This is a genomic window from Microbacterium sp. NRRL B-14842 (assembly GCF_050470785.1).
On the sequence record NZ_JBFLUM010000015.1, the window covers coordinates 1 to 20,805 of the forward strand.

The following is a 20,805-nucleotide window of genomic DNA, read 5'->3' on the forward strand; positions in this document are numbered from 1 at the left end:
CGTCCGCCTCCGGATCGGTCTTCCCGGTCTTGAGGTCGACGACCACCGTGGTCCCCTCCGGCCCGCCGGCCATCGACTGCCAGCCGCGGCCGCGCGCCGGTCCGTGTTCGCCCGCGCCGGGCGGATACGCCTCGACCCGATCGATGTAGCCGTGCACGATGGCGCGGTGACCGCGGTCCTCCCCCACCGGGTAGACGCTCGGCTCGGCGGTCTCGCCGGACACGTCGACGGCGAACCGGAACTCCACCTCGCTGCCGAGGACGCGCCCGCCGTCCCTCGTCACCTCACCGAGGTAGCTGTGCAGCCGGTCGACGAACAGGTCGGCGCGACGGCGCTCCTTGCGCCCGATCCAGGCCGTCTCGAAGTCGAGCTCCGGCCAGTGCTCCTCGACGATCTCCCGCATGCGCGCGAGGTCGCCGTCCGGCACGCGCTCCATCGCCTCGTGGACGATCGTGCCGATGCCCGCCGTCGGCGGCATGACGGTGTCGCCGCCGAGAGCCGAGACGACCCAGTTGAGCCCGCATTCCTCGTACGACTCCACCGCCGAGGGCGACACCCGGCTCCGCTCGCAGCGAGATCGCGCAGCGGCGCCGCCGTCGAGGGCGCCGTGACGCCGTACCAGTCGTGCGGATGCGCTCCCGGCACGCCCTCCCGGGCGAGGACGGCGAGTTGGGCGGCCGCCTCGCGCCTCGCGGGTTCGGCGTGTGTCGTGGTGAGCACCCGACGGTGCCGCGCGACCAGCCCGCGCAGCGTGAGCGGGTGCTCCGCGGAGGCATGACGCTCCGGCGGCTCCGGAGGGGGAAGGAATCCGAAGAAGGCGCTGGGTGACAGGTCGTCATCGTCCACCGCGGTGATGAGGAGGCGATGGCGCGCCCGCGAGAGTGCCCGCACGAACAGCCGCAACTCGTCGTGGAGCGCCGCCCGACGCCGGTCGAGCACGCCCGGTACCTCCGCCGGGAGGCCGGAGCGCGCCGCGGTCAGCGCGTCGGCGAGCCGCCAGGTCTGGAGCAGCCCGCCACGCAGCCGTACGTTGGGCCAGACGCCGTCCTGCACACCGGCGACGACCACCGCGTCGAACTCCGTGCCGAGCGCGGTGGCCGGCGTGAGAAGGGTGACCGTCCCCGGCCGGTCCGGGGACGACAGCGTGTCCTCCGGCACCTCGCTGTCGAGGATGTCGCGCACGAAGACCTCGGGGCGCTCGTCGGGTGTGCGCTCGACGAAGCGCTTGGCCGCGTCGAACAGAGCCACGAGAGCATCCAGGGATCGCGCCGTCTCGGCTCCGGTCGGCAGCAGCGAGATCTCCCGCCACGCGACCTGCAGCCGCCGCCCGTCGACGGCCCTGGCCTGCTCCCAGATGCGCCACAGGAGGTCGTGGATCGTCTCCCCCTCCGCCGCCGCACGAGCGACGCCGGCGACCGTCTCGGCGAAGCGCTCGGCGGTCCGCGACTCCGGTGCATCGATGAGCGTGAGGGTGGCCGGCGCCGACATCGCCGCGCGCAGCAGCTCGCGCGCGGGAGTCGACCCGCCCTGACCGAGTTCGAGGTGGCGGAGCCGCGCGCGCAGCCGACGGAGCGCGATCGCGTCCATTCCGCCGAACGGCGTCCGCAGCGCCTCCTCCCAGGCCTGCACGGTGCGGTCCTCGTCCGGAGTCAGCGCGAGCCGCACGATGCCGACGATGTCGCGCACGATCCCCTCGCTCCCGAGCGGGCGCTGCACCCCGGCGGCCCTCGTCGGGATCTCGCGCGCGGCCAGCTCGGTCTCCAAGGCTGTGACCTGACGGGTGTCGTGGGCGATGACCGCCATCCGCTCCCACGGGATGCCGGCGCTCAGATGCCAGTCGCGCATGACTCCCGCGATGCGGTCGAACTCCTCGTAGGGCGACGGCGCGAGGAAGGTCGAGACCTCCGCGCTGTCGTCCCCCGCGGTGGGCGCCGGGGCGCGCCGATGCTCGACGCGTCCCGAGACGCCGATCGCCTGCGTCACCGTGCGCGTCAACGCGGTCAGCAGCGGGCGCTGACGGTGGGCGCCGTCGAGCACGTGCACGGTGGTGAGCGCGCCGGCGAGTTGCGCGAACAGCTCGGGGCTGGCTCCGCGGAAGGCACCGGAGGAGATGTCCGGGTCGCCGAATGCGTGGACCGCGATGCCCCGGTCGAGGAGCGCCTGCACCACGCCGATGCCTCCGCGCGTCAGCTCCTGGGCGTCGTCGATGAGCACCACCCGCAGGGGCGACAGCGGCCCGAGGGTCGCGCTGTCAGCCGTGCGGAGGATCCCCGCTGCCTCGCTGAGCAGATCGGCGGCGTCGCGGTGCGCGGCCCGTAGGGCATCGAGCACTGCGCGGTACTCCTCCACGAAGTCGGCCGCCGCCGTCCACACCGCATCGCCGGTGGCGCGCAGTTCGGCCGGGCTCGCCCCCAGCTCCGTGCACTCCGCGAGGAAGGCGCGGAGTTCGGAGCGGAAGCCCTTCGAGGCGCGGACGGGCTCGCTGAGCGCCGGAGGCCAGGCGATGCGGGCGTCCTCGGCATCGCCGGCGAGCAGTTCGGCGATGATGCGGTCCTGATCGGCGCCGGTGAGCAGAGCCGGCGGCTCCGCGCCCTCCCTCACCATCGCGCCGCGGACGAGCTGGAACGCGAACGACCCGAGCGACCGGGCCAGCGGTCCCGGCGTCGCCTGGCCGATGCGCACGCCGATCCGGTCGCGCAGCGCGGTGGCCGCCTGTCGGCTCGGCGTGAGCGCCAGCACCTCTTCCGGCCGCAGCCCTTCGACTTCGAGGAGCTGCACCACACGGTCGACGAGCGTGCGCGTCTTACCGGTGCCGGGGGCACCGATCACGACGCCCGACGCGGTCGGCGGCGCCGTGATCACGGCTCGCTGCGCGGCATCCGACATCATCCCTCCACGCTATCGGGAGGCGCGGACATCGGCGTCGAGGGCGAACCTCCTCGCGGGTTGTGCGCTCAGGGCGAAACGACCGACGCCGCCGGTCTCCCCCGCTCGGTGCGCGATAGAGTTGGCCGAGTCCGACGACCTGCAAGGAGCACCCGTGGAAATCCGCATCGGCATCATCAACACCGGCCGCGAGCTGAGCTTCGACACCGCTGCCACGGCGGACGAGGTCCGCACCCAGGTCTCCGCCGCGCTCGAGCAGAGCGCCTCGCACCTGAGCTTCGCCGACGTGAAGGGCAACTCCTACATCGTGCCGACCGCGAACCTCGCCTACATCGAGCTGGGCACCGAGGAGTCGCGTCGCGTGGGCTTCGTCGCCTGACCCGCGCATGTACATCCTCCTCGCCCTCGTCGGCGCCTGCGTGCTCGGCATCGCCGCGCACTTCCTGATCGGCGGTCGCGAACGGCGCGGCGTCGCACTCGCCCCGGCGATCGCGACGGCCGTCTCGGCGATCGTCTACACGGCTCTGCAGTGGTCCGGCGTGGGCGAGGACAGCGTCTGGCTGTGGCTGGCGAGCACCCTCGGAGCCGCCGCGGTCGCGGCGCTCGCCGCCGCGGCTCTCACCGCAGCGCGTCGACGCGGCGACGAGCAGCGGAGAGCCGCGCTCGGGATCTGAGCTAGGACGCGAGGCCCATCGCGTCATGCGCCGGGCGTGCGCCCCCATGAGCTCGGTGTACACCGGCTCGATGCGGGCCTCCTCCACGGCGAGGAGCTCCGGCCGCAGGGCCGCGCGGCAGACGAGGATCGTGTCGCCCACGAGACGCCGCGCCCACATGGACAGCAGCGAGCGCCACTCCTCGTCGCTCTCGATCGTCTCCTGGATGATCGCGACGATCTCGTGGCGCGCGTCGTCCTCGCGCAGGATCTCCGCGACCCGCCGCCCCGTCTCGCCGTAGCTCGAAGCGAGCGCGAGATAGAAGTCGTCGAGCATGCCCGCCGTGATGTAGACCGCGAGCAGGGTCTCGCGCGGGCGCGCCCCGATGGTCTTGCGCCGGAACGCGTCCAGGTGCTCGCGGAACGGGAGCATGAGCTGCGTCGGGTCCTGACCGCGCGCCGCGATGATGTCGACGATGCCCCGGTGCTTGGTGAGCGCCGCACCGGCGGCCCGGGACAGCGACTCCTTCTCGGCCAGCTCGGGAGTCGCGCGGATGAGCCGCGTCAGCGTCTCGAAGTAGCCGAGCTGGAGGTAGGCCGCCTGGCCGAGGAATCGGTCGAGCTCCGGCGCCAGCTCCGCGAAGTCGACACGCGTCGCATCGCTCTGCTCGCCGCGGCTGCGCAGCGCCAGGGTGCGTCGCGGCGCGGCGTCGCGCTGCCAGAACCACTTAACCACGAGGTGTTCCTCCCGAGTCGGCCACGTCGTTCACAATACTCGGCAGAAGACGTCCTCCCTGCCCGGAGCCGCCCCTCCGGTAGGCTGGGCGTGTCCCCGCCGTCGGAGCGGGGCCCCGCGCCTGTGGCACACGAGACGGCGTGGCTCCGTTTACGAGGCGATCGCGCATGGTCGCCGGACAGGCATCTGAACAACAGTGACAACTTTCGCCGAACTCGGCATCGATCAGGACATCGTCGACGCACTGGCCGCGAAGGGCATCGTCGATGCCTTCCCGATCCAGGAGCAGACCATCCCCCTCGGGCTCCCGGGGCAGGACATCATCGGACAGGCGAAGACCGGTACCGGCAAGACCTTCGGCTTCGGCATCCCGGTCGTGCAGCGCCTCGGGAAGGATCCGGAGCACGGGGTCAAGGCCCTCATCGTCGTCCCGACCCGCGAGCTCGCGGTGCAGGTCTACGAGGACATCGATCTGCTCACGAGCAACCGCTCCACCAGCGTCGTCGCCATCTACGGCGGCAAGGCGTACGAAGGGCAGATCGACCAGCTCAAGGCCGGAGCGCAGATCGTCGTCGGCACGCCGGGGCGTCTCATCGACCTCGCCGGCCAGCGCCTCCTCGACCTCTCGAACGCGACCGAGGTCGTGCTCGACGAGGCCGACAAGATGCTCGACTCGGCTTCCTCGCCGACATCGAGAAGATCTTCCAGAAGGTCCCCGCGGTGCGGCACACGCAGCTGTTCTCCGCGACCATGCCCGGTCCGATCGTCGCGCTGGCACGGCGGTTCATGACCAACCCGATCCACATCCGCGCCAACGACCCGGACGAGGGCCTGACGCAGGCGAACATCAAGCACCTCGTCTACCGCGCCCACTCGCTGGACAAGGACGAGGTCATCGCTCGCATCCTGCAGGCCGAGGGCCGGGGGAAGACGGTCATCTTCACGCGCACGAAGCGCGCAGCGCAGCGTCTGGTGGACGAGCTGAGCGACCGCGGCTTCAACGTGGGCGGCGTCCACGGCGACATGGGACAGGACCAGCGTGAGCGCTCCATGGCCGCGTTCAAGGCCGGCAAGAAGGACGTCCTCGTGGCGACGGACGTGGCAGCCCGCGGTATCGACGTCGACGACGTCACCCACGTCATCAACCACACCATCCCCGACGAGGAGAAGACCTACCTCCACCGCGCGGGACGCACGGGCCGCGCGGGCAAGACCGGGATCGCGGTGACGTTCGTGGACTGGGAGGACCTGCACAAGTGGGCCCTCATCAACCGCGCGCTCGAGTTCGGTCAGCCCGAGCCGGTCGAGACCTACTCGTCGAGCCCGCACCTGTACACCGACCTCGACATCCCCGAGGGGACGAAGGGGCGGCTCGTGAGCGCGCCGAAGAAGGAAGCGGTCAAGACGGAGCGCACCCGTCGTCCGGAGCGCGCCGCGGACGCCGCCGAAGAGGGCACCGGAGAGGGCGGCACGCGCCGCCGTCGCCGCCGCCGCACCGGCTCGTCGTCTGTCGGCTCCACGTTCGCGGAGGGCACGCCCGAAGGGTCGTCCGGCGAGGGTTCCGCCGCGCAGACCGCCGACCGCGGCGCCGAGGGTGCCGGCACCCACGACGGCGCCGGCAAGGAGCACCACGACGGCAAGCCCGCCCCCGCCCGCCGTCGCCGCCGTCGTCGCGGCGGCTCCGGCACCGGGGCGGCACCCGTCACCGGCGCCTGACCCGCGTCATCGTCGTCCGAGGGGCGCCCGCACGGTCTACCGTGGGGCGCCCTTCGTCGTGCAGGAGGTCGGCCGGAACCTGCGGCGGGTAGACCCAGGCGACGAGCACCACCGAGATGATCATCAGCAGGAACCAGGAGCTGAGCTTGCTCAGGGACACGGGCTGCCACCCCGCCGCCTGGTCGGGATACGCCCACGCGCCTGCCCAGGTGCCGATGTTCTCGGCCAGGTAGATGAACACCGCCACCCCGGCGAAGACCGCGAGGAGCGGCAGCCGGATGGTGCGGCGCCATACGCGGGCGTGCATGACGGTGGGCAGCCACAGCACCACCACCCCGGCGAGGAGCAGCCACCTGGCATCCCACCACCAGTGGTGGGTGAAGAAGTTGACGTAGATGGCGGCGGCCAGGACGGCCGTCAACCACCGGCGCGGGTAGCGGGTGAACCCGAGGTCGAACAGCCGGTACACGCGCACCATGTAGGAGCCGACCGCCGCGTACATGAACCCGCTGAACAGCGGGACTCCCCCGATGCGGAGGATGCCGTCCGCGGCATACGCCCAGGAACCGACGTCGGTCTTGAACAGCTCCATCGCCGTGCCGGTGATGTGGAAGAGCACGATCACCCAGAGCTCCCGCCCGCTCTCGAGGCGGAACACGAGCATGGCCACCTGGATGAGCACGGCCGCGATCGTCAGCGCATCGTTGCGGGCGAGCGCGGCGTCGTCGGGGTACCAGAGGCGGGCGGCGACGATCACCACCAGCAGCGCCGCACCGAACACGCAGGCCCAGGCCTGCTTCAGCACGAAGACGAGGAACTCGGCCAGCCCGGCGCGGAAGCCCGATGTCGGCACCGCACGGAGGAGTCGGCGAGCGATCGCGTCGACGCGGCGCTCCAGGGAGGTGGCACGTTGCATGCCTCGGACCGTATCGGTCCGCCTCGACAGAATGCCGGGAGACCGCCGACAGTCCGCCGGGGTCAGGGACGCCGCGGGCCGGAGCCGGAGGCGCGATCGATGATCCGGGCGACCATGTCCGCCGCGGTGGTGTTCTCCCCCGGCACGTTCGGTTTTCCGGTGCCGTGGTAATCGCTGGACCCGGTGACGATGAGGTCCGTGCCGGGCTGCCAGTTCGCGCAGCAGCCGCTTGCCGGCGGCGGTGTTCTCCCGGTGGTCCACCTCGAATCCGGCCAGCCCCGCGTCGATCAGACGCTCGATGTACGGCACCGGCATCATCCGATCACGGCCCGCCGTCACAGGGTGCGCGATGATCGCCACGCCGCCCGCCTCGGTGAGAAGCCTCACGGCGGTCAGCGGGTCCGGGGCGTAGTGCGGCTCGTAGTAGCCCTCCCGCGGATGGAGGATGCCGTCGAAGGCCTCGCCCCGATCCCGAACGATGCCGCGCGCCACCAGCGCGTCCGCGATGTGGGGCCGACCGACCGTCGCGTCGAGCGTCGTCTGGGCGAGGACGTCATCCCAGTGCAGGTCGTAATCGCGGCCGATGTTGCGGACGATGCGCTCCGCTCGTCCGATCCGGTCGTTCCGGATCCGGTCGGTCTCCGCCCGCAGCGCCGCATCCTCCGGATCGAAGAGATAGCCGAGCACGTGCACGCTGCGCCACTCGTGTTTGGCTGACAGCTCCATCCCGGGGAGGAAGGTCATGCCGAGCGCGACGGCGGCGTCGCCGGCCTCCGTCCAGCCCGTGGTGCGGTCGTGGTCCGTGAGCGCGGCGGTCCGTACGCCGTGCCGATGCGCCTGCCTCATGACCTCGGCGGGCGACTCGGTGCCGTCGGAGTGGTTGGAGTGCAGGTGCAGGTCGGCAGGACCGGCGGGTGGAACGGGCATCCTCCGAGCGTACCGAGCGTCGACGCGCGTGGCGCGGAAACCGGACCCGGATCGCGTGGACGGACCGGCGATGCGAGGCAGGGACTTCACAGGCGGCGCTTCTAGGCTGGAGGGGATGTTTCGTCTCCTGGGGATCCTGCTCACCGTGCTCTTCGCGATCGCGTCGGCGATCGTGGTGTGGCCGCAGTTCTTCCACCTCGAGCAGACCTACCCGTTCGCTCAGCTCGTCGCCGCCCGCGGCCTCGTGCTCGGCGGGTTCCTGGTCATCGCGGTGCTGGCGCTGCTGCTGCTCCTCGCCCGACCGCTGCGAGGGTTCGCGGCCTCGGTCCTGATCGTCGCCCTCCTCGGTGCTGCGGCGACGGGTGCGATCGGAGCGACCCGCGGCTTCGGGGTGGCGGCCCTGCCTGAGCGGACGGACACGAGTCTGCGGGTGCTCACCTGGAACACGGCGGGTGAGGCCGTCTCCGCCGAGCAGATCGCCCGGGAGATCCTCGAGCAGGAGGCCGACGTGGTGGCGCTGCCGGAGACCACCGAAGAGGTCGGCGAGCGGATCGCGCTCATGCTGCGCGAGCAGGGCCATCCGATGTGGGTGCACCATGTGCAGTTCCGCCCGGACGTGGAGGACGGCCCGCAGTCGTGGCAGACCACGGTCCTGGTGGCTCCCGAGCTCGGCGAGTACTCCGTGATCGAGTCCTCCAAGGACGGAAGCAACAACACCGGATCCGTGCCGAGCGCCGTGCTCATGCCGATCGACGGGGACGGCCCCACGATCGTCGCCGTGCACGCCGTCGCGCCGCGCATGGAGGAGATGCAGCAATGGCAGAGCGATCTGCAGTGGATCGCCGACCAGTGCCCTGCGGGTGACTTCATCCTCGCCGGAGACTTCAACGCGACCGTGGATCACATGGCCTCCCTCGGCGTCGACGGCGGCGACATCGGCTACTGCCGGGACGTCGCCTCCCGGACCGGCAACGGGATGTCCGGCACCTGGCCGAGCTCGTTCCCCGCCCTCGCCGGTGCCCCCATCGATCACGTGATGGCGTCCGCCAACTGGCGCCCCACCGGCTCTGCCGTCCTCGAGGATGCCGGCGGGAGCGACCACCGCGCCCTCATCGTGCAGCTCGAGCCGGCCGGCTGATCACGCTGCGCGGCCTCCAGGTGAGAGACTGGACGGATGAGCACCGGAGAAAACGACACGATCGCTGACGAGACCGTCGAAACCCCCGTCGAGAACAGCTCGACCAATCGCAAGCAGCCCTTCCCGCAGGGCTTCCTCGACACCATCTCCACCGGGTGGGCCGAGCGTCCGGAGACGCTGCCCGCGCCGCGCGCCCAGGCTCCGTACGCCGAGCGCCGCCGCGCTGCCGTCTCGGCCGCGTTCCCCGGCAAGCGGCTCGTGATCCCCGCCGGTTCGCTCAAGCAGCGCAGCAACGACACCGACTACGTCTTCCGTGCGCACTCCGCCTTCGCGCACCTCACCGGCTGGGCGTCCGACGCCGAACCGGACTCGGTGCTCGTCTTCGAGCCGACCGACGACGGGCACGACGTCACGCTGTACTTCCGCGAGCGCGCCGACCGCACCACGACGGAGTTCTACGCCGACGCCACGGTCGGCGAGTTCTGGATCGGGCCGCGTCCGTCGCTCGCCGGTGTCGCCGCCGACCTGCAGCTGGCCACGGCGCACCTGCACGAGTTCGCCCCGGTCGAGGGCGAGCTGGTCCTCGAGGAGGACGAGACCCTCACCCGTGTCGTCTCGGAGCTGCGCCTCATCAAGGACGACTTCGAGATCGCCAAGATGCGTCGGGCCGTGGAGATCACGGCGCAGGGCTTCGACGACATCATCCGCGAGCTCCCCGCCGCGGTGGCACATGCCCGTGGCGAGCGCGTCGTCGAGGGCGTCTTCCACCGCCGCGCCCGCGAGGACGGCAACGGCGAAGGCTATGACACGATCGCCGCGTCCGGACCGCACGCCTGCTACCTGCACTGGACGCGCAACGACGGCGCCGTCGTGCCAGGAGACCTCATCCTCGTCGATGCGGGTGTGGAGGCCGACAGCCTCTATACCGCCGACATCACCCGCACGCTCCCGGTGTCCGGAACGTTCACCGAGGTGCAGCGCCGGGTCTACGAGACGGTGCGCGAGGCCGCGGACGCGGCTCTCGCGGCGGCGAAGGTCGGCGTCCGCTTCCGCGACGTGCACGCGGCGGCCATGGCCGTGATCGCTGAGCGCACCGCGGAGTGGGGCCTCCTCCCCGTCACCGCGGAGGAAGCCCTGGACGCGGACAAGGGCGGCCAGCACCGTCGCTACATGGTGCACGGCACGTCGCACCACCTCGGCATCGACGTGCACGACTGCGCGCAGGCGCGCCGCGAGATGTACTACGACGGCATCCTCACGCCCGGCATGGTCTTCACGATCGAGCCGGGACTGTACTTCCAGATCGACGACCTCACGGTTCCCGCCGAGCTGCGCGGGATCGGCGTCCGGATCGAGGACGACATCCTGATGACCGAGGACGGCCCGGTCAATCTCTCCGCGGGCATCCCCCGCACGGCCGACGAGGTCGAGGCGTGGATGGCGCGTCTGCAGGGCTGACGACGGGCGGGAGCGGGGCGGCGGCCCCGCTCAGTCCCGCTGCCCGGTGACGAAGGCGTCGACCACCGGTGCGAGGTCCGCAGCGACCTCCGCCGGCGGACGCCTCCGCCCCTTCACCTCGAAGGAGTGCCCGCCGCCCTCGACCCAGTGCACCCGCGCGTCCTGACAGCCGGCGACGGCCTCGTCGAGCTGGGCGATCGGCTGGATGAACGGGTCCGCGGTGCCCTCCACGAAGAGCTGCGGGACGGTGATCGATGGCAGGTGGGCGATGCGGGGCTTATCCGGGCGGCCCGGCGGATGCAGCGGATAGCCGAGGTAGACGAGGCCGTCCACGGCAAGGCCCTCGGCGACGGCCATGGACGCCATGCGGCCGCCGTAGGACTTCCCGGTGGCCCACACGGCGGATCGCGGCGCCCGCGCGCGGGCCTCGGCGACCGCGGCCTCCCAGGCCGCGACCGCGTGGGCGGCAGGACCGGGCATGCGACGCCCCTGCTCGATGTACGGGAAGTTGAAGCGCAGAGTCGAGTACCCGAGCGCCGCGATGTGCGCGGTCGAACCCGACGAGGAACGGGTGGTCCTTCGCGGCCCCCGCCCCGTGCGCGATCAGGACGACGTCATCACGGGTACCCGGCGTCCACTCGGCGGACACCGTGGTCGCCCCGGCGGGCAGAGCGACCTCGATGCGCAGGGCGGTGGCCCCCGTGGTCACCGCACGGACCCGGGGGTGCCCGTCTCCGGGTCGGCCGGCCGCGGCGGAAGACCCGGCTCGGGAGCCGGTGCCGGCTCCGGAGACGGTGCCGGCTCCGGAGCGGGGGCAGGCTCGGGAGCGGGAGCCGGTGCCGGGTCGGGAGCGGGAGCGGGAGCAGGCTCAGGAGCGGGAGCCGGAGCGCCCTGCGGGATCCGCTCGCCGTACTTCGGCGGCTCGTCCAGGTTCACCGGAGGACGCACGGGGGCGACCCGCTGCGCGCCGAGGACCTGCCGCGCCTTCGCCAGCGAGCCGGGCTGCACGGTCACCTCGTAGTGATCCGCGGCGAACTGCGTCACGCTCGCGAAGTCCCGGCGGCGGCGCACGATGGCGTAGGTGATGAGGCTGAGCAGCATGCCCACCGCGACGCCGATGAGGACGAAGCCGACGAACAGCTGGATCGGCACCTCGGGGTTACCCAGGACGAGGATCGCCGACAGGAAGAGTCCGATGAGCACCCCGTTGATCGCTCCCGAGCGCGCGGCGGCGGCGTAGCCGAGTCGTCCGGTCACCCGCTCGACCGTCCGCACGCTCTGCCCGACGATCGCGATGTCGCGCGCGGGGACCTCTCCGGCGATCAGCTTCGACACCGCCTTCTGCGCGCTCTCGTAGTCGCGCATGGAGGCGACGATCTCACCGGTGTCCGTGCCGCTCGCGGGGCGATTCAGCATGCTCATCCGGCTATTCTTCCACGTCGTGCCCCGCGGCCGGCCGAGCGACCGCCGCAGCCGCCGCCCCGGCACGCCGCGGGCTACGCTGGTCGAGTGAGCACACAACGGGTTTTCGCCGCGCGCCTGGCAGGGTGCGCCGTCTTCGATCCCGTCGGCGACCGCCTCGGCAAGGTCCGGGATGTCGTCGTCGTCTATCGAAGTACCGCGGCCCCGCGTGTCATCGGGCTGGTCGTGGAGATCCCCGGCCGCCGGCACGTGTTCCTCTCGATCGGCCGGGTGACGTCCATCCGGTCCGGGCAGGTCATCACCACCGGCCTCATCAACGTGCGCCGCTTCTCCCCGCGCGCCGGCGAAGTGCGCGTCCTCGCCGAGATGCTGGGCCGACGGGTGAGCCTCACCGACGGCAGCGGCACGGCCGTGATCGAGGACGTGGCGATCGAACCCAACCGCCTCGGCGAGTGGGCGATCAGCCAGCTCTTCCTGCGTCGCCCGAAGACCGGCGCGTCGCCGTTCGCCAAGGGCCCGACGACGTTCGCCGCCTGGAGCGAGGTGACCGAGGAACAGGCGCCGGGCGAGTCCCAGTCCGCCGAGCAGCTCGTCGCCTCCTACTCCGAGCTGCACGCCGCCGACCTCGCCAACACGCTCCTCGACCTCCCGCAGCAGCGGATGATCGAGGTGGCGGAGGAGCTCTCCGACGACCGCCTCGCCGACGCCCTCGAGGAGATGCCCGAGGACGAGCAGGTGCACATCCTCGACCGCCTCGGCGAGGAGCGCGCGGCCGACATCCTCGACCAGATGGAGCCGGACGACGCCGCCGACCTCCTGGCCCAGCTCCCACCCACCCAGCTGGAGGAGCTGCTCCAGCGGATGGAGCCGGAGAGGGCGGAGGACGTGCGGATGCTCCTGCGCTACGGCCCGGACACGGCGGGCGGTCTGATGACCCCGGAGCCGATCATCCTCTCCGCCGACGCCACGGTCGCCGAGGCGCTGGCGCTCATCCGCCGTCACGAGCTGCATCCGGCCCTCGCCGCGGCCGTGTTCGTCACGCTCCCGCCGTTCGAGACCCCCACCGGCCGCCTGCTCGGGCTCGTGCACTTCCAGCGGATGCTGCGCTACCCGCCGCACGAGCGTCTCGGCGCCATCCTCGACGACAGCCTCGAGCCGGTGCCGGTCACCGCCTCCGCGGCCGAGGTCGCCCGCATGCTCGCCAGCTACGACCTCGTCTCGCTGCCGGTCATCGACGCCGCGCACCGCCTCGTCGGCGCGATCAGCATCGACGACGTCCTCGACTACCTGCTGCCGGACGACTGGCGCACCCACGACAGCGACGACGTGGCGCCGCCCGTGACGGAGGCGCACTGATGGCGCGCAAGGAGCGGGCCGCCCGCCTCGACGCGCCAGGACGGACGAGCACCCGCCCCCGTTCCACCTCGCGCGACCGCTTCGGCCGCTTCACGGAGTGGGTCGCCCGCGCGATGGGAACTCCCGCGTTCCTCGTCATCCTCAGTCTCTTCTGCATCCTCTGGATCGGCTGGAACACGCTGATGCCGCGCGAGGTCCGCTTCGACGACGCCGCGCTCGGCTTCACCGCGCTCACCCTCATGCTGTCGCTGCAGGCGTCGTACGCCGCGCCGCTCATCCTCCTCGCGCAGAACCGCCAGGACGACCGCGACCGCGTGCAGATCGAGCAGGACCGGCAGCGCGCCGAGCGGAACCTCGCGGACACCGAGTACCTGGCCCGCGAGATCGTCGCGCTGCGGATGTCGCTGGAGGAGCGCAACGCGCAGGTGGTCACCCGCGACGTGCTGCGGCAGGAGCTCCGTGCCCTGCTGGCTGAGCTGGGCGACACCGAGGAGAAGTCCGCGGGCGGCACCGCCTCATGACCGCGGCCGAGAACGTCAGAGCCGCAGTGGCGGCGGTGACCGACCCGGAGCTGCGGCGACCGATCGGCGACCTCGACATGGTGCGCGACATCTCGGTCGAGGACGGGGTCGCGCGTGTGGGCATCGTGCTGACGATCGTCGGATGCCCCGCCGCCGACCGCATCGAGCGCGACGTGCGCGGCGCCGCCGCCGCGGTCCCCGGCATCACGGACGTCGCGGTCGAGGTGGGCGTGATGACGCCTGCCGAGCGCAAGGCCCTCACCGAACGGCTCCGCGCCGGCCGCCCGGCGCGGCACATGCCGTTCGGGCCCGACTCGCTCACCCGCGTGATCCTCGTCTCCAGCGGGAAGGGCGGCGTCGGCAAGTCGACGGTCACCGCGAACCTCGCGGTCGCCCTCGCCGACCAGGGCCTCGCCGTCGGCCTGGTGGATGCGGACGTGCACGGCTTCTCGATCCCCGGACTGCTCGGGATCCCCTCCGGCACGCAGCCGACGCGCATCGACGACCTCATGCTGCCGCCGGTGGCCCACGGGGTGAAGACCATCTCGATCGGGATGTTCCTGCGCGACGGGGAGTCCGTGGTGGCCTGGCGCGGACCGATGCTGCACCGCACGGTCTCGCAGTTCCTCACCGACGTCTTCTTCGGCGACCTCGACGTCCTGCTCATCGACATGCCCCCTGGCACCGGGGACATCGCCATCTCGATCGGGCAGCTCCTCCCCCACGCCGAGGTGCTCGTGGTCACCACACCCCAGGCGGCGGCCTCCGACGTGGCCATCCGCAGCGGGCTCGTGGCACGCCAGACCGGACAGCGCGTGATCGGCGTGGTCGAGAACATGGCCGCATACACGCTCCCCGACGGCACCGTCGTCGATCTCTTCGGGGCCGGCGGCGGCGCATCTGTCGCGGAGGCCCTGTCCGTGCCCGACGCTGCGGTGCCGCTGCTGGCCTCCATCCCGCTCAGCCCGGCCCTCCGCCAGGGCGGGGACGAGGGCGTTCCGGTCGTCACCTCTGCGCCGGACGATGCCGCCGCGGGGGCGATCCGCGCGCTGGCGGAGGCGCTCGCGCGTCGAGGGCGAGGCCTGGCCGGCCGAACGCTGCCCATGTCGATCGGGTGAGGGCGCGTGGGAGGATGGACGGATGCCGCATCGCTCCGTGACCGTGGATGAAGGGCTTCTGCGGAGGATGGCCAGAGACGCGGCCGTCTACGCGCTGACCAGGCCTGTCGCGATCGTGATGTGGGTCGCGCTGACGGCGGGCCTCGTGCTCTCCGTCCTCACCCTCAACGACCGTCTCGCCGCCGGAGAGGAGGTGAGCGCGCTCGTCGCCTGGATGCCCGCGGTGACCATCGCTCTGGGAGCGTATGCGGTGATCCTCACCACCTCGAGCGCCCGTCGGGCCGTGCGCGCCGCAATGCCGGTGGAGAGCGTGGTGTGGGTCGCGCTCGACGAGGATCGTCTGCAGCTGGGCAGCGATCGCCGCCGTTCCGAGATCCCCTACCGCACGTTCCAGAGCCTGCGCGTCGGCCGGGACGCGGTGATCTTCAAAGTCCGCGACGCCTCCGTCGCCACCGCCATTCCGCGTTCCCTCTTCAGCGACGAGGAGTTGGCGACGCTGCGGACGCGGATCTCGTGACCCGGGCGGCTCAGGTCGCCTCGGTGTCGAACGGCGGACGGTTCTCCGCGCTGAAGGTCGGCGGCGCGGTGCGCGGGGCCACCGGCTCCGCGATCGTCGCCGTGGCCTGCGCGGGGGTCGCGGGCTCCGGCTCCTCCAGGAGCGCGTCGCGGATGATGCGCCGAGGGTCGTACTGCCGCGGGTCGAGCTTGCGCCAGTCCACGTCGTCGAGCTCCGGACCCATCTCCTCGCGCACGCGGGACTTCGTGTCGCGGAGGTATTCACCGGCCTTGCGCACGATCCGCGCAAAGCCCTCCGCGGCACGCGGCAGACGCTCGGGGCCGATGATCAGCACGGCGATCAGGCCGATGAGCAGCAGCTTCTCGAAGGTGAGGCCGAACGTCATGTGACCAGGCTACCGCCGCGCCTGCAGGCTCTGCGCGCGGTGAGCGAATACCCTGGACACATCAGCCATGCACGCAGGAGAGGCAGGTCATGAGCGAGCACGACGCCAACGCGCGCTTCCTTCGGGAGTCCATCGTCGAGCCGGAGACCATCGCCCGCGCTCGCGCCCACGCCGTCGAGCTGGGGGCCGCCCCGATCAGCGCGGTCGTCGGCTCGCAGATCGCCGTGCTCGCCGCCGCAGGCACCGCCCGCTCCATCGTCGAGATCGGCACCGGCGCCGGCGTCTCCGGACTCTGGCTGCTGCGCGGCGCGCCGACCGCGGTGCTGACTCGATCGACAACGAGCCCGAGCACCTCGCCGCCGCCCGCCAGGCGTTCGCGGACGCGAAGGTGCCCGCCACTCGTGCCCGGTTCATCGCCGGTCGCGCGATCGACGTGCTCCCCCGGATGAACGAGGCGTCGTACGACATCGTCTTCGTGGACGCCGACCCCGAGAACGTCATCGAGTACGTCTCGCACGGCCTCCGCCTCGCCCGCACGGGCGGCCTGGTGCTCGTGCCCCGCATCCTCGCGGGGGGCCGCGTGGCCGACCCCGTCCAGCGCGACGACATCACATCCGCCCTACCGGTCGCTCGTGCAGGAGACCCAGAGTCGTCGGCGGTGCTGGCGACCGTCTCCCCCGCGGGCGAGGGTCTGCTGCAGCTGATCCGCCTCGACGACCGCGCCTGATCGGACGCCGCTCACGCGAGAGGGCGAGGGATCCGCGGATCCATCGCCCTCTCGGTTCCGCCGCAGCGGACCAGATTCGATCAGGCCGGGGCCACGACGGCACCGAGCACGTCGTGAAGCTCCTTGGCCTCGGCGTCGTTCACGGAGACGACCAGGCGGCCTCCTCCTTCGAGCGGAACACGCACGATGATGAGTCGTCCCTCTTTCACGGCCTCCATGGGTCCGTCTCCGGTCCTCGGCTTCATCGCTGCCATCGTGGCTCCCTTTCCTCCGGTGGTATGGGACGAGTTTATCGGTGCGGCGCGCCGTGGACGTCACCGACACAATCCGCGTCGCCGCGTCGTCAGGGCACCTGCCAGAACGTACTGCCGAGGGCATACACGTGATAGATCCAGACCCACTGACCCAGCAGGCACAGCGCGAGCACGCCGAGCCGCCAGGCACGGGAGCGCGGTACCGCGACCGCTCCCCACGCCGGGCTGAGCGGCAGCAAGAGGCGGAAGGTGCTCGACTGGGGGAAGAACACCGCGAGTAGATAGAGCAGGTAGCTCGCGCTCCAGAGACGCAGATCCGGGCCGAGCGCGCGCACCTGCGGGGACCGCAGCAGCGCGGCGGCCGCGGCGACCACGAGCACGACGAGGGCGACCGCCCCCATCCCCGACGGCAGACCCCACAGCTCGAACCAGAAGTGCGACGCCTGCACCAATCCCTCGAAGGGCACGAAGCCCTCGACGCCGCCGACGATCCAGTGCCGTCGCCACGCCGAGCTCCGTGGCGAGGGTAGGCGCCGGGGTCTCCGGTCACGACGCCGCGATCAGCTGCCAGGCGAATCCGGTGGCCGTCGCCAGCGCGCCGAGTGCCACGATGTGCACCACTTCCCTGGCGCCCAGCGGATCGGTGCGGCGGTGCCTCCAGCGAAGGATCCCGTGCAGGCCGAGGTACAGCGCGAAGGCGAGCACGCCGGGACGGGTGAACCCCAGAACGGGGATCAGCACGTACAGCAGGCGTAAGTTCCGCCGGATCTTCGCGTCCAGGGCGAGGAACAGCAGCAGCAGAAGAGCGTCTCGGCGTATCCGACCTGGAACAGGGCGGCGAGCGGACCGGATGCGAAGAAGACGACGGCCCACAACGCGGCCGCGTTCCCGACGCGGTCGCGGAGCAGCCGATGCAGGGCGAGACAGGCCAGGTAGCCGGCACCGAGCGAGAGCACGAGGGCGCCGGCCGCCCAGGAACCGAGCACGAAGCCCAACGCCTTCGCGGCGTACGCGAACACCGGCATGAACGCCCAGGCGTTCTCGGCCACCTGCCCGTCGTCGGTCAGCGGGAGGTCCGAGGGATAGCCGTGCAACGGCCACCTGCCAGTTACCACTGCGCATCCCATCCGAGGACGAAGTCGATGAGTCCCGCGTCGTCGCCGAAGCGGGAGAACACCGTGGACAGGGAGGCCGCGGCGATGAGGAATCCGGTCGTCACGACCCGTGCGAGGACGTAGACGATGCCGATGCGCAGGGCGAGGCGGCATCCGCGCCCAGCGCCGCGTGAGCGTCAGTGCGACGTGAGCCATGCGCGCAGACCCCGCTCGACGGCGTCGATCTGGGCGAGCGGCACGCGCTCCTCGTCGTGATGGGCGAGATGCGGGTCGCCGGGTCCGTAGTTCACGGCCGGGATGCCGAGGGCCGAGAAGCGGGCCACGTCGGTCCACCCGTACTTCGGCTGCGGCTCCGCGCCGACGGCCGCGACGAAGCGGCGCGCGAGTCGGCGTCCAGACCGGGCGCGCGCCCTCGGCGGCATCCGTGATCTCGACGTCGAATCCGGCGAGGACCGCCCGGACGTGGGCCTCGGCGTCCGGCCGCGGACTTGTTCGGCGCGAAGCGGTAGTTGACCTCGACCTCGCAGGCGTCCGGGATGACGTTGCCCGCGACCCCTCCTGCGATGCGGACCGCGCTGAGCCCCTCCCGGTAGAGCAGACCCTCGACCATCACCTCGCGCGCCCGATACTCGGACTGTCGCGTGAGGATGGGGGCCGCGCGATGGATCGCGTTCTCGCCGATCCAGGCCCTGGCACTGTGCGCGCGGACGCCCGTGGTCCGCACGATCGCCCGCAGCGTGCCGTTGCACCCACCCTCGACCTGTCCGTTCGACGGCTCCCCGAGGATGGCGAAGTCGGCCTGGAACAGGTCGGGCCGTGCCGCGGCGAGAAGCCCGAGGCCGTTCAGGGAGGCCGCGACCTCCTCGTTGTCGTACCACATCCAGGTCACGTCGATCGCGGGGTCGGTGAGCTCGGCGGCGAGCTTGAGCTGCACCGCGACCCCGGCTTTCATGTCGACGGTTGCCCCTTCCCACAGATGCGGCACGCCGTCGATCTCGACGTCGCGCGTGGGCAGGTTGTCGTTGAGGGGCACGGTGTCGATGTGCCCGGCGATCGCCACGCGCTGCGCTCGGCCGAGATCCGTGCGGGCGACCACCGTGTTGCCGTGGCGGATGACCTCCAGGTGCGGCAGACCGACACGGCCTCCTCGATCAGGTCGGCCAGGGTCTTCTCATCGCCGGAGACGCTCGGGACGTCGCAGATCGCGCGGGTGATGTCGGCGGAGGACGCGGTCAGATCGAGCACCATGCCCCCAGCCTACTGATGCCCGTCATGCGGGACGGGACACCGTCGTCGGCGCGATACCGTGGAGGCATGAGCGGACGCACGATCTGTCTGGGGACTGGGCCTGACGACCACCGCGAGCGACGGCACGGTCCTCGACGCGTGGTACCCGGAGGTCCGCTCGTCCGCGCCGTCCGCGGACCAGGTCGCCACCGCCCGCACCGCGCTCGACGCGCAGACGGGCCAGGACGAGCGGCGCGACGTGACCATCGCGGTCGTCGAGCTCACGATCGATCTGGACGCGGCTCCGGCCTCCACGGCGGACGCCTATCTGCGCCTGCACGCCCTGTCGCACCTGCTCGTGCGGCCGATACGCCCTCAACCTGGACGGCATCTTCGGTCATCTGCCGAACGTCGCCTGGACCAATGCCGGCCCCCTGCGCCCCGCCGATGCGGCGCGCCTGCGCCCGCAGCTCCAGCGCGCCGGGATCCAGATCCAGGGTCTGGACAAAGTTCCCCCGCCTCACCGACTACGTGCAGCCCGCCGGGGTGCGCATCGCCGACGCCTCGCGCGTGCGGCTGGGCGCCCACCTCTCCCCGGCACCACCGTCATGGCACGAGGGCTTCGTGAACTTCAACGCCGGAACCCTCGGCGCCTCGATGGTCGGGGTCGTATCTCGCAGGCGTGGTGGTCGGCGACGGCAGCGACATCGGCGGCGGGGCCTCGATCATGGGCACGCTCTCCGGTGGCGGGTCCGCACCGTGTGTCGATCGGCGCCCGCACGCTGCTCGGGCGCGAACGCCGGCATCGGCATCTCCCTCGGCGACGACTGCGTCGTGGAGGCCGGGCTCTACGTCACCGCCGGCACGAAGATCGTCCTCGCCGACGGCCCCGCGACCGCCGACGGCGGACGGAAGACCGTCAAGGGCGCCGATCTCTCGGGTGAGGACGGCCTGCTCTTCCGTCGCAACTCCTCACGGGCGCCGTCGAGCCGTCCGCCGGGCCGGCGTCGGCGTGACGCTCAACGAAGCGCTCCACGCCTGACAGCGCACCTGCAGCCTTCGACCGGTCGCCGCTGGTAGACTGGGGTCGTTGCCCGCGCCGCCGGCCGGTCAGCATCGTCGTCGTCTAGGGGTCTCCGAGGACCGAAGCGAGCGCCTGCGCTCCCCTCTCCAGCCCCGAACTGGCCATTCGCACGGCCGAACGGACGCGCACTCGCTGCGTCTTCGCCCACCTCACCCCACTATCCCGCGCCGTTCTCGTGCGCTGACGGAGTTCTCTGCATGTCTTCCTTCCTCGATCTCGGCGTTCCCGCCGAGCTCGCACCGTTCTCGCCCGCCTCCGGAAAGACCGAGGCGTTCGCCATCCAGCGCGACACCCTGCCCGACTCGCTCGCCGGCCGTGACCTCCTCGGCCGCGGACGCACGGGCAGCGGCAAGACCATCGCCTTCGCGCTCCCGCTCGTCGCCCGCCTGGCTGCGTCCGGCCACAAGCGCCGCTCCGGCCTGCCGCGCGGCCTCGTGCTCGCCCCCACCCGCGAGCTGGCCACCCAGATCGCCGCGACCGTCGCCCCCCTGGCCGAGGCCGTCGGGCTGCGCGTCACCACCGTGTTCGGCGGCGTCAGCCAGCGTCCGCAGGAGCAGGCGCTGCAGGGCGGCGTCGACATCGTCGTCGCCTGCCCCGGCCGTCTGGAGACCTCATGAAGCAGCAGATCGTGCGTTCTCAGCGCGATCGAG

18 protein-coding genes and 8 pseudogenes are annotated in these 20,805 nt (G+C 71.8%); 13 read left to right on the top strand and 13 right to left on the bottom strand.

What is annotated here, in order from left to right; genetic code table 11:
* Both AB1285_RS18165 and AB1285_RS18170 read right to left on the bottom strand, forming a co-directional pair.
* On the bottom strand, nt 1-556 hold a 556-nt coding region (locus tag AB1285_RS18165; RefSeq protein ID WP_429977596.1), incomplete at its 3' end, for a RecB family exonuclease.
* A 302-nt stretch (nt 557-858) separates the two neighbouring features.
* Nucleotides 859-2,889, bottom strand: a pseudogene (locus AB1285_RS18170) (ATP-dependent helicase); the annotation flags it as partial.
* 151 nt (nt 2,890-3,040) lie between these two features.
* Between AB1285_RS18170 and AB1285_RS18175 the strand changes: the two are divergent.
* Together AB1285_RS18175 and AB1285_RS18180 are read left to right on the top strand one after the other, a co-directional pair.
* Nucleotides 3,041-3,265, top strand: coding sequence for a DUF3107 domain-containing protein (locus tag AB1285_RS18175; RefSeq protein ID WP_025102974.1), 225 nt, complete (start codon nt 3,041-3,043; stop codon nt 3,263-3,265).
* 7 nt (nt 3,266-3,272) lie between these two features.
* Entirely contained in the window at nt 3,273-3,560 is a 288-nt protein-coding gene (locus AB1285_RS18180) for a hypothetical protein (protein WP_187663666.1), read from the top strand.
* A 186-nt stretch (nt 3,561-3,746) separates the two neighbouring features.
* Here the strand turns inward: AB1285_RS18180 and AB1285_RS18185 are convergent.
* Nucleotides 3,747-4,274: pseudogene (locus AB1285_RS18185) on the bottom strand (ferritin-like fold-containing protein); the annotation flags it as partial.
* A 196-nt stretch (nt 4,275-4,470) separates the two neighbouring features.
* Here AB1285_RS18185 and AB1285_RS18190 point away from each other — a divergent pair.
* Nucleotides 4,471-5,990: pseudogene (locus tag AB1285_RS18190) on the top strand (DEAD/DEAH box helicase).
* Here the strand turns inward: AB1285_RS18190 and AB1285_RS18195 are convergent.
* Together AB1285_RS18195 and AB1285_RS18200 are read right to left on the bottom strand one after the other, a co-directional pair.
* Nucleotides 5,977-6,906 carry a DUF817 domain-containing protein gene (locus tag AB1285_RS18195; RefSeq protein WP_370428710.1) on the bottom strand — a complete coding sequence of 310 codons (930 nt, stop codon included), beginning with the start codon at nt 6,904-6,906 and terminating at the stop codon, nt 5,977-5,979. The pseudogene AB1285_RS18190 and the gene AB1285_RS18195 overlap by 14 nt on opposite strands.
* A 62-nt stretch (nt 6,907-6,968) precedes the next feature.
* A pseudogene (locus AB1285_RS18200) lies at nt 6,969-7,833 on the bottom strand (PHP domain-containing protein).
* A gap of 115 nt (nt 7,834-7,948) precedes the next feature.
* Between AB1285_RS18200 and AB1285_RS18205 the strand changes: the two are divergent.
* Both AB1285_RS18205 and AB1285_RS18210 read left to right on the top strand, forming a co-directional pair.
* Nucleotides 7,949-8,971 (top strand): endonuclease/exonuclease/phosphatase family protein, encoded by a 1,023-nt coding sequence (locus AB1285_RS18205; RefSeq protein WP_268777745.1) that lies wholly within the window; start codon nt 7,949-7,951, stop codon nt 8,969-8,971.
* Nucleotides 8,972-9,007: 36 nt separating this feature from the next.
* A complete protein-coding gene (locus tag AB1285_RS18210; RefSeq protein ID WP_370428709.1) occupies nt 9,008-10,429 on the top strand; it encodes an aminopeptidase P family protein in 1,422 nt (473 codons plus the stop codon).
* A 30-nt stretch (nt 10,430-10,459) separates the two neighbouring features.
* Here AB1285_RS18210 and AB1285_RS18215 read toward each other — a convergent pair.
* A pseudogene (locus AB1285_RS18215) lies at nt 10,460-11,138 on the bottom strand (alpha/beta hydrolase family protein).
* Entirely contained in the window at nt 11,135-11,851 is a 717-nt protein-coding gene (locus AB1285_RS18220) for a general stress protein (protein WP_370428707.1), read from the bottom strand. The pseudogene AB1285_RS18215 and the gene AB1285_RS18220 overlap by 4 nt, the downstream one beginning before the upstream one ends.
* Before the next feature lie 87 nt (nt 11,852-11,938).
* Here AB1285_RS18220 and AB1285_RS18225 point away from each other — a divergent pair, with 87 nt between their 5' ends.
* The 4 genes from AB1285_RS18225 to AB1285_RS18240 are packed head-to-tail and all read left to right on the top strand — an operon-like array spanning nt 11,939 to nt 15,363.
* Complete coding sequence (locus tag AB1285_RS18225) at nt 11,939-13,207, top strand: magnesium transporter MgtE N-terminal domain-containing protein (RefSeq protein ID WP_259953103.1); 1,269 nt, start codon at nt 11,939-11,941, stop codon at nt 13,205-13,207.
* Complete coding sequence (locus tag AB1285_RS18230) at nt 13,207-13,728, top strand: DUF1003 domain-containing protein (protein WP_259953101.1); 522 nt, start codon at nt 13,207-13,209, stop codon at nt 13,726-13,728. The genes AB1285_RS18225 and AB1285_RS18230 overlap by 1 nt, the downstream gene beginning before the upstream one ends.
* A complete protein-coding gene (locus AB1285_RS18235) occupies nt 13,725-14,846 on the top strand; it encodes an Mrp/NBP35 family ATP-binding protein (protein WP_315638447.1) in 1,122 nt (373 codons plus the stop codon). The genes AB1285_RS18230 and AB1285_RS18235 overlap by 4 nt, the downstream gene beginning before the upstream one ends.
* Nucleotides 14,847-14,868: 22 nt before the next feature.
* Nucleotides 14,869-15,363, top strand: coding sequence for a YcxB family protein (locus AB1285_RS18240; protein ID WP_268777748.1), 495 nt, complete (start codon nt 14,869-14,871; stop codon nt 15,361-15,363).
* A 10-nt stretch (nt 15,364-15,373) separates the two neighbouring features.
* On the opposite strand, the gene AB1285_RS18245 is transcribed toward AB1285_RS18240, so the two are convergent.
* Entirely contained in the window at nt 15,374-15,748 is a 375-nt protein-coding gene (locus AB1285_RS18245) for a twin-arginine translocase TatA/TatE family subunit (protein ID WP_268777749.1), read from the bottom strand.
* 89 nt (nt 15,749-15,837) lie between these two features.
* On the opposite strand from AB1285_RS18245, the gene AB1285_RS18250 reads away from it, so the two are divergent.
* Both AB1285_RS18250 and AB1285_RS18255 read left to right on the top strand, forming a co-directional pair.
* Nucleotides 15,838-16,197: a hypothetical protein gene (locus AB1285_RS18250; RefSeq protein WP_429977601.1), complete on the top strand. Its 360-nt coding sequence runs from the start codon at nt 15,838-15,840 to the stop codon at nt 16,195-16,197.
* Entirely contained in the window at nt 16,080-16,475 is a 396-nt protein-coding gene (locus AB1285_RS18255) for an O-methyltransferase (protein WP_429977600.1), read from the top strand. Before AB1285_RS18250 ends, AB1285_RS18255 begins: the two co-directional genes overlap by 118 nt.
* Nucleotides 16,476-16,555: 80 nt before the next feature.
* Here AB1285_RS18255 and AB1285_RS18260 read toward each other — a convergent pair whose 3' ends face one another.
* The 5 genes and pseudogenes from AB1285_RS18260 to dapE all read right to left on the bottom strand — a co-directional run bounded on the left by AB1285_RS18260 (nt 16,556) and on the right by dapE (nt 19,092).
* Entirely contained in the window at nt 16,556-16,729 is a 174-nt protein-coding gene (locus AB1285_RS18260) for a DUF3117 domain-containing protein (protein WP_071328210.1), read from the bottom strand.
* A gap of 89 nt (nt 16,730-16,818) precedes the next feature.
* The gene (locus AB1285_RS18265; protein WP_429977597.1) at nt 16,819-17,196 is read right to left on the bottom strand and encodes a hypothetical protein; all 378 of its coding nucleotides are present in this window, start codon (nt 17,194-17,196) and stop codon (nt 16,819-16,821) included.
* Between the two features lie 79 nt (nt 17,197-17,275).
* On the bottom strand, nt 17,276-17,470 hold the full coding sequence (locus tag AB1285_RS18270) for a hypothetical protein (protein WP_429977598.1): 195 nt from the start codon (nt 17,468-17,470) through the stop codon (nt 17,276-17,278).
* A complete protein-coding gene (locus AB1285_RS18275; protein ID WP_429977599.1) occupies nt 17,464-17,844 on the bottom strand; it encodes a hypothetical protein in 381 nt (126 codons plus the stop codon). The genes AB1285_RS18270 and AB1285_RS18275 overlap by 7 nt, the downstream gene beginning before the upstream one ends.
* A 176-nt stretch (nt 17,845-18,020) precedes the next feature.
* A pseudogene (dapE, locus tag AB1285_RS18280) lies at nt 18,021-19,092 on the bottom strand (succinyl-diaminopimelate desuccinylase).
* 100 nt (nt 19,093-19,192) lie between these two features.
* Between dapE and AB1285_RS18285 the strand changes: the two are divergent.
* Together AB1285_RS18285 and AB1285_RS18290 are read left to right on the top strand one after the other, a co-directional pair.
* A pseudogene (locus tag AB1285_RS18285) lies at nt 19,193-20,113 on the top strand (DapH/DapD/GlmU-related protein).
* 239 nt (nt 20,114-20,352) lie between these two features.
* Nucleotides 20,353-20,763: pseudogene (locus AB1285_RS18290) on the top strand (DEAD/DEAH box helicase); the annotation flags it as partial.
* Nucleotides 20,764-20,805: the final 42 nt, after the last annotated feature.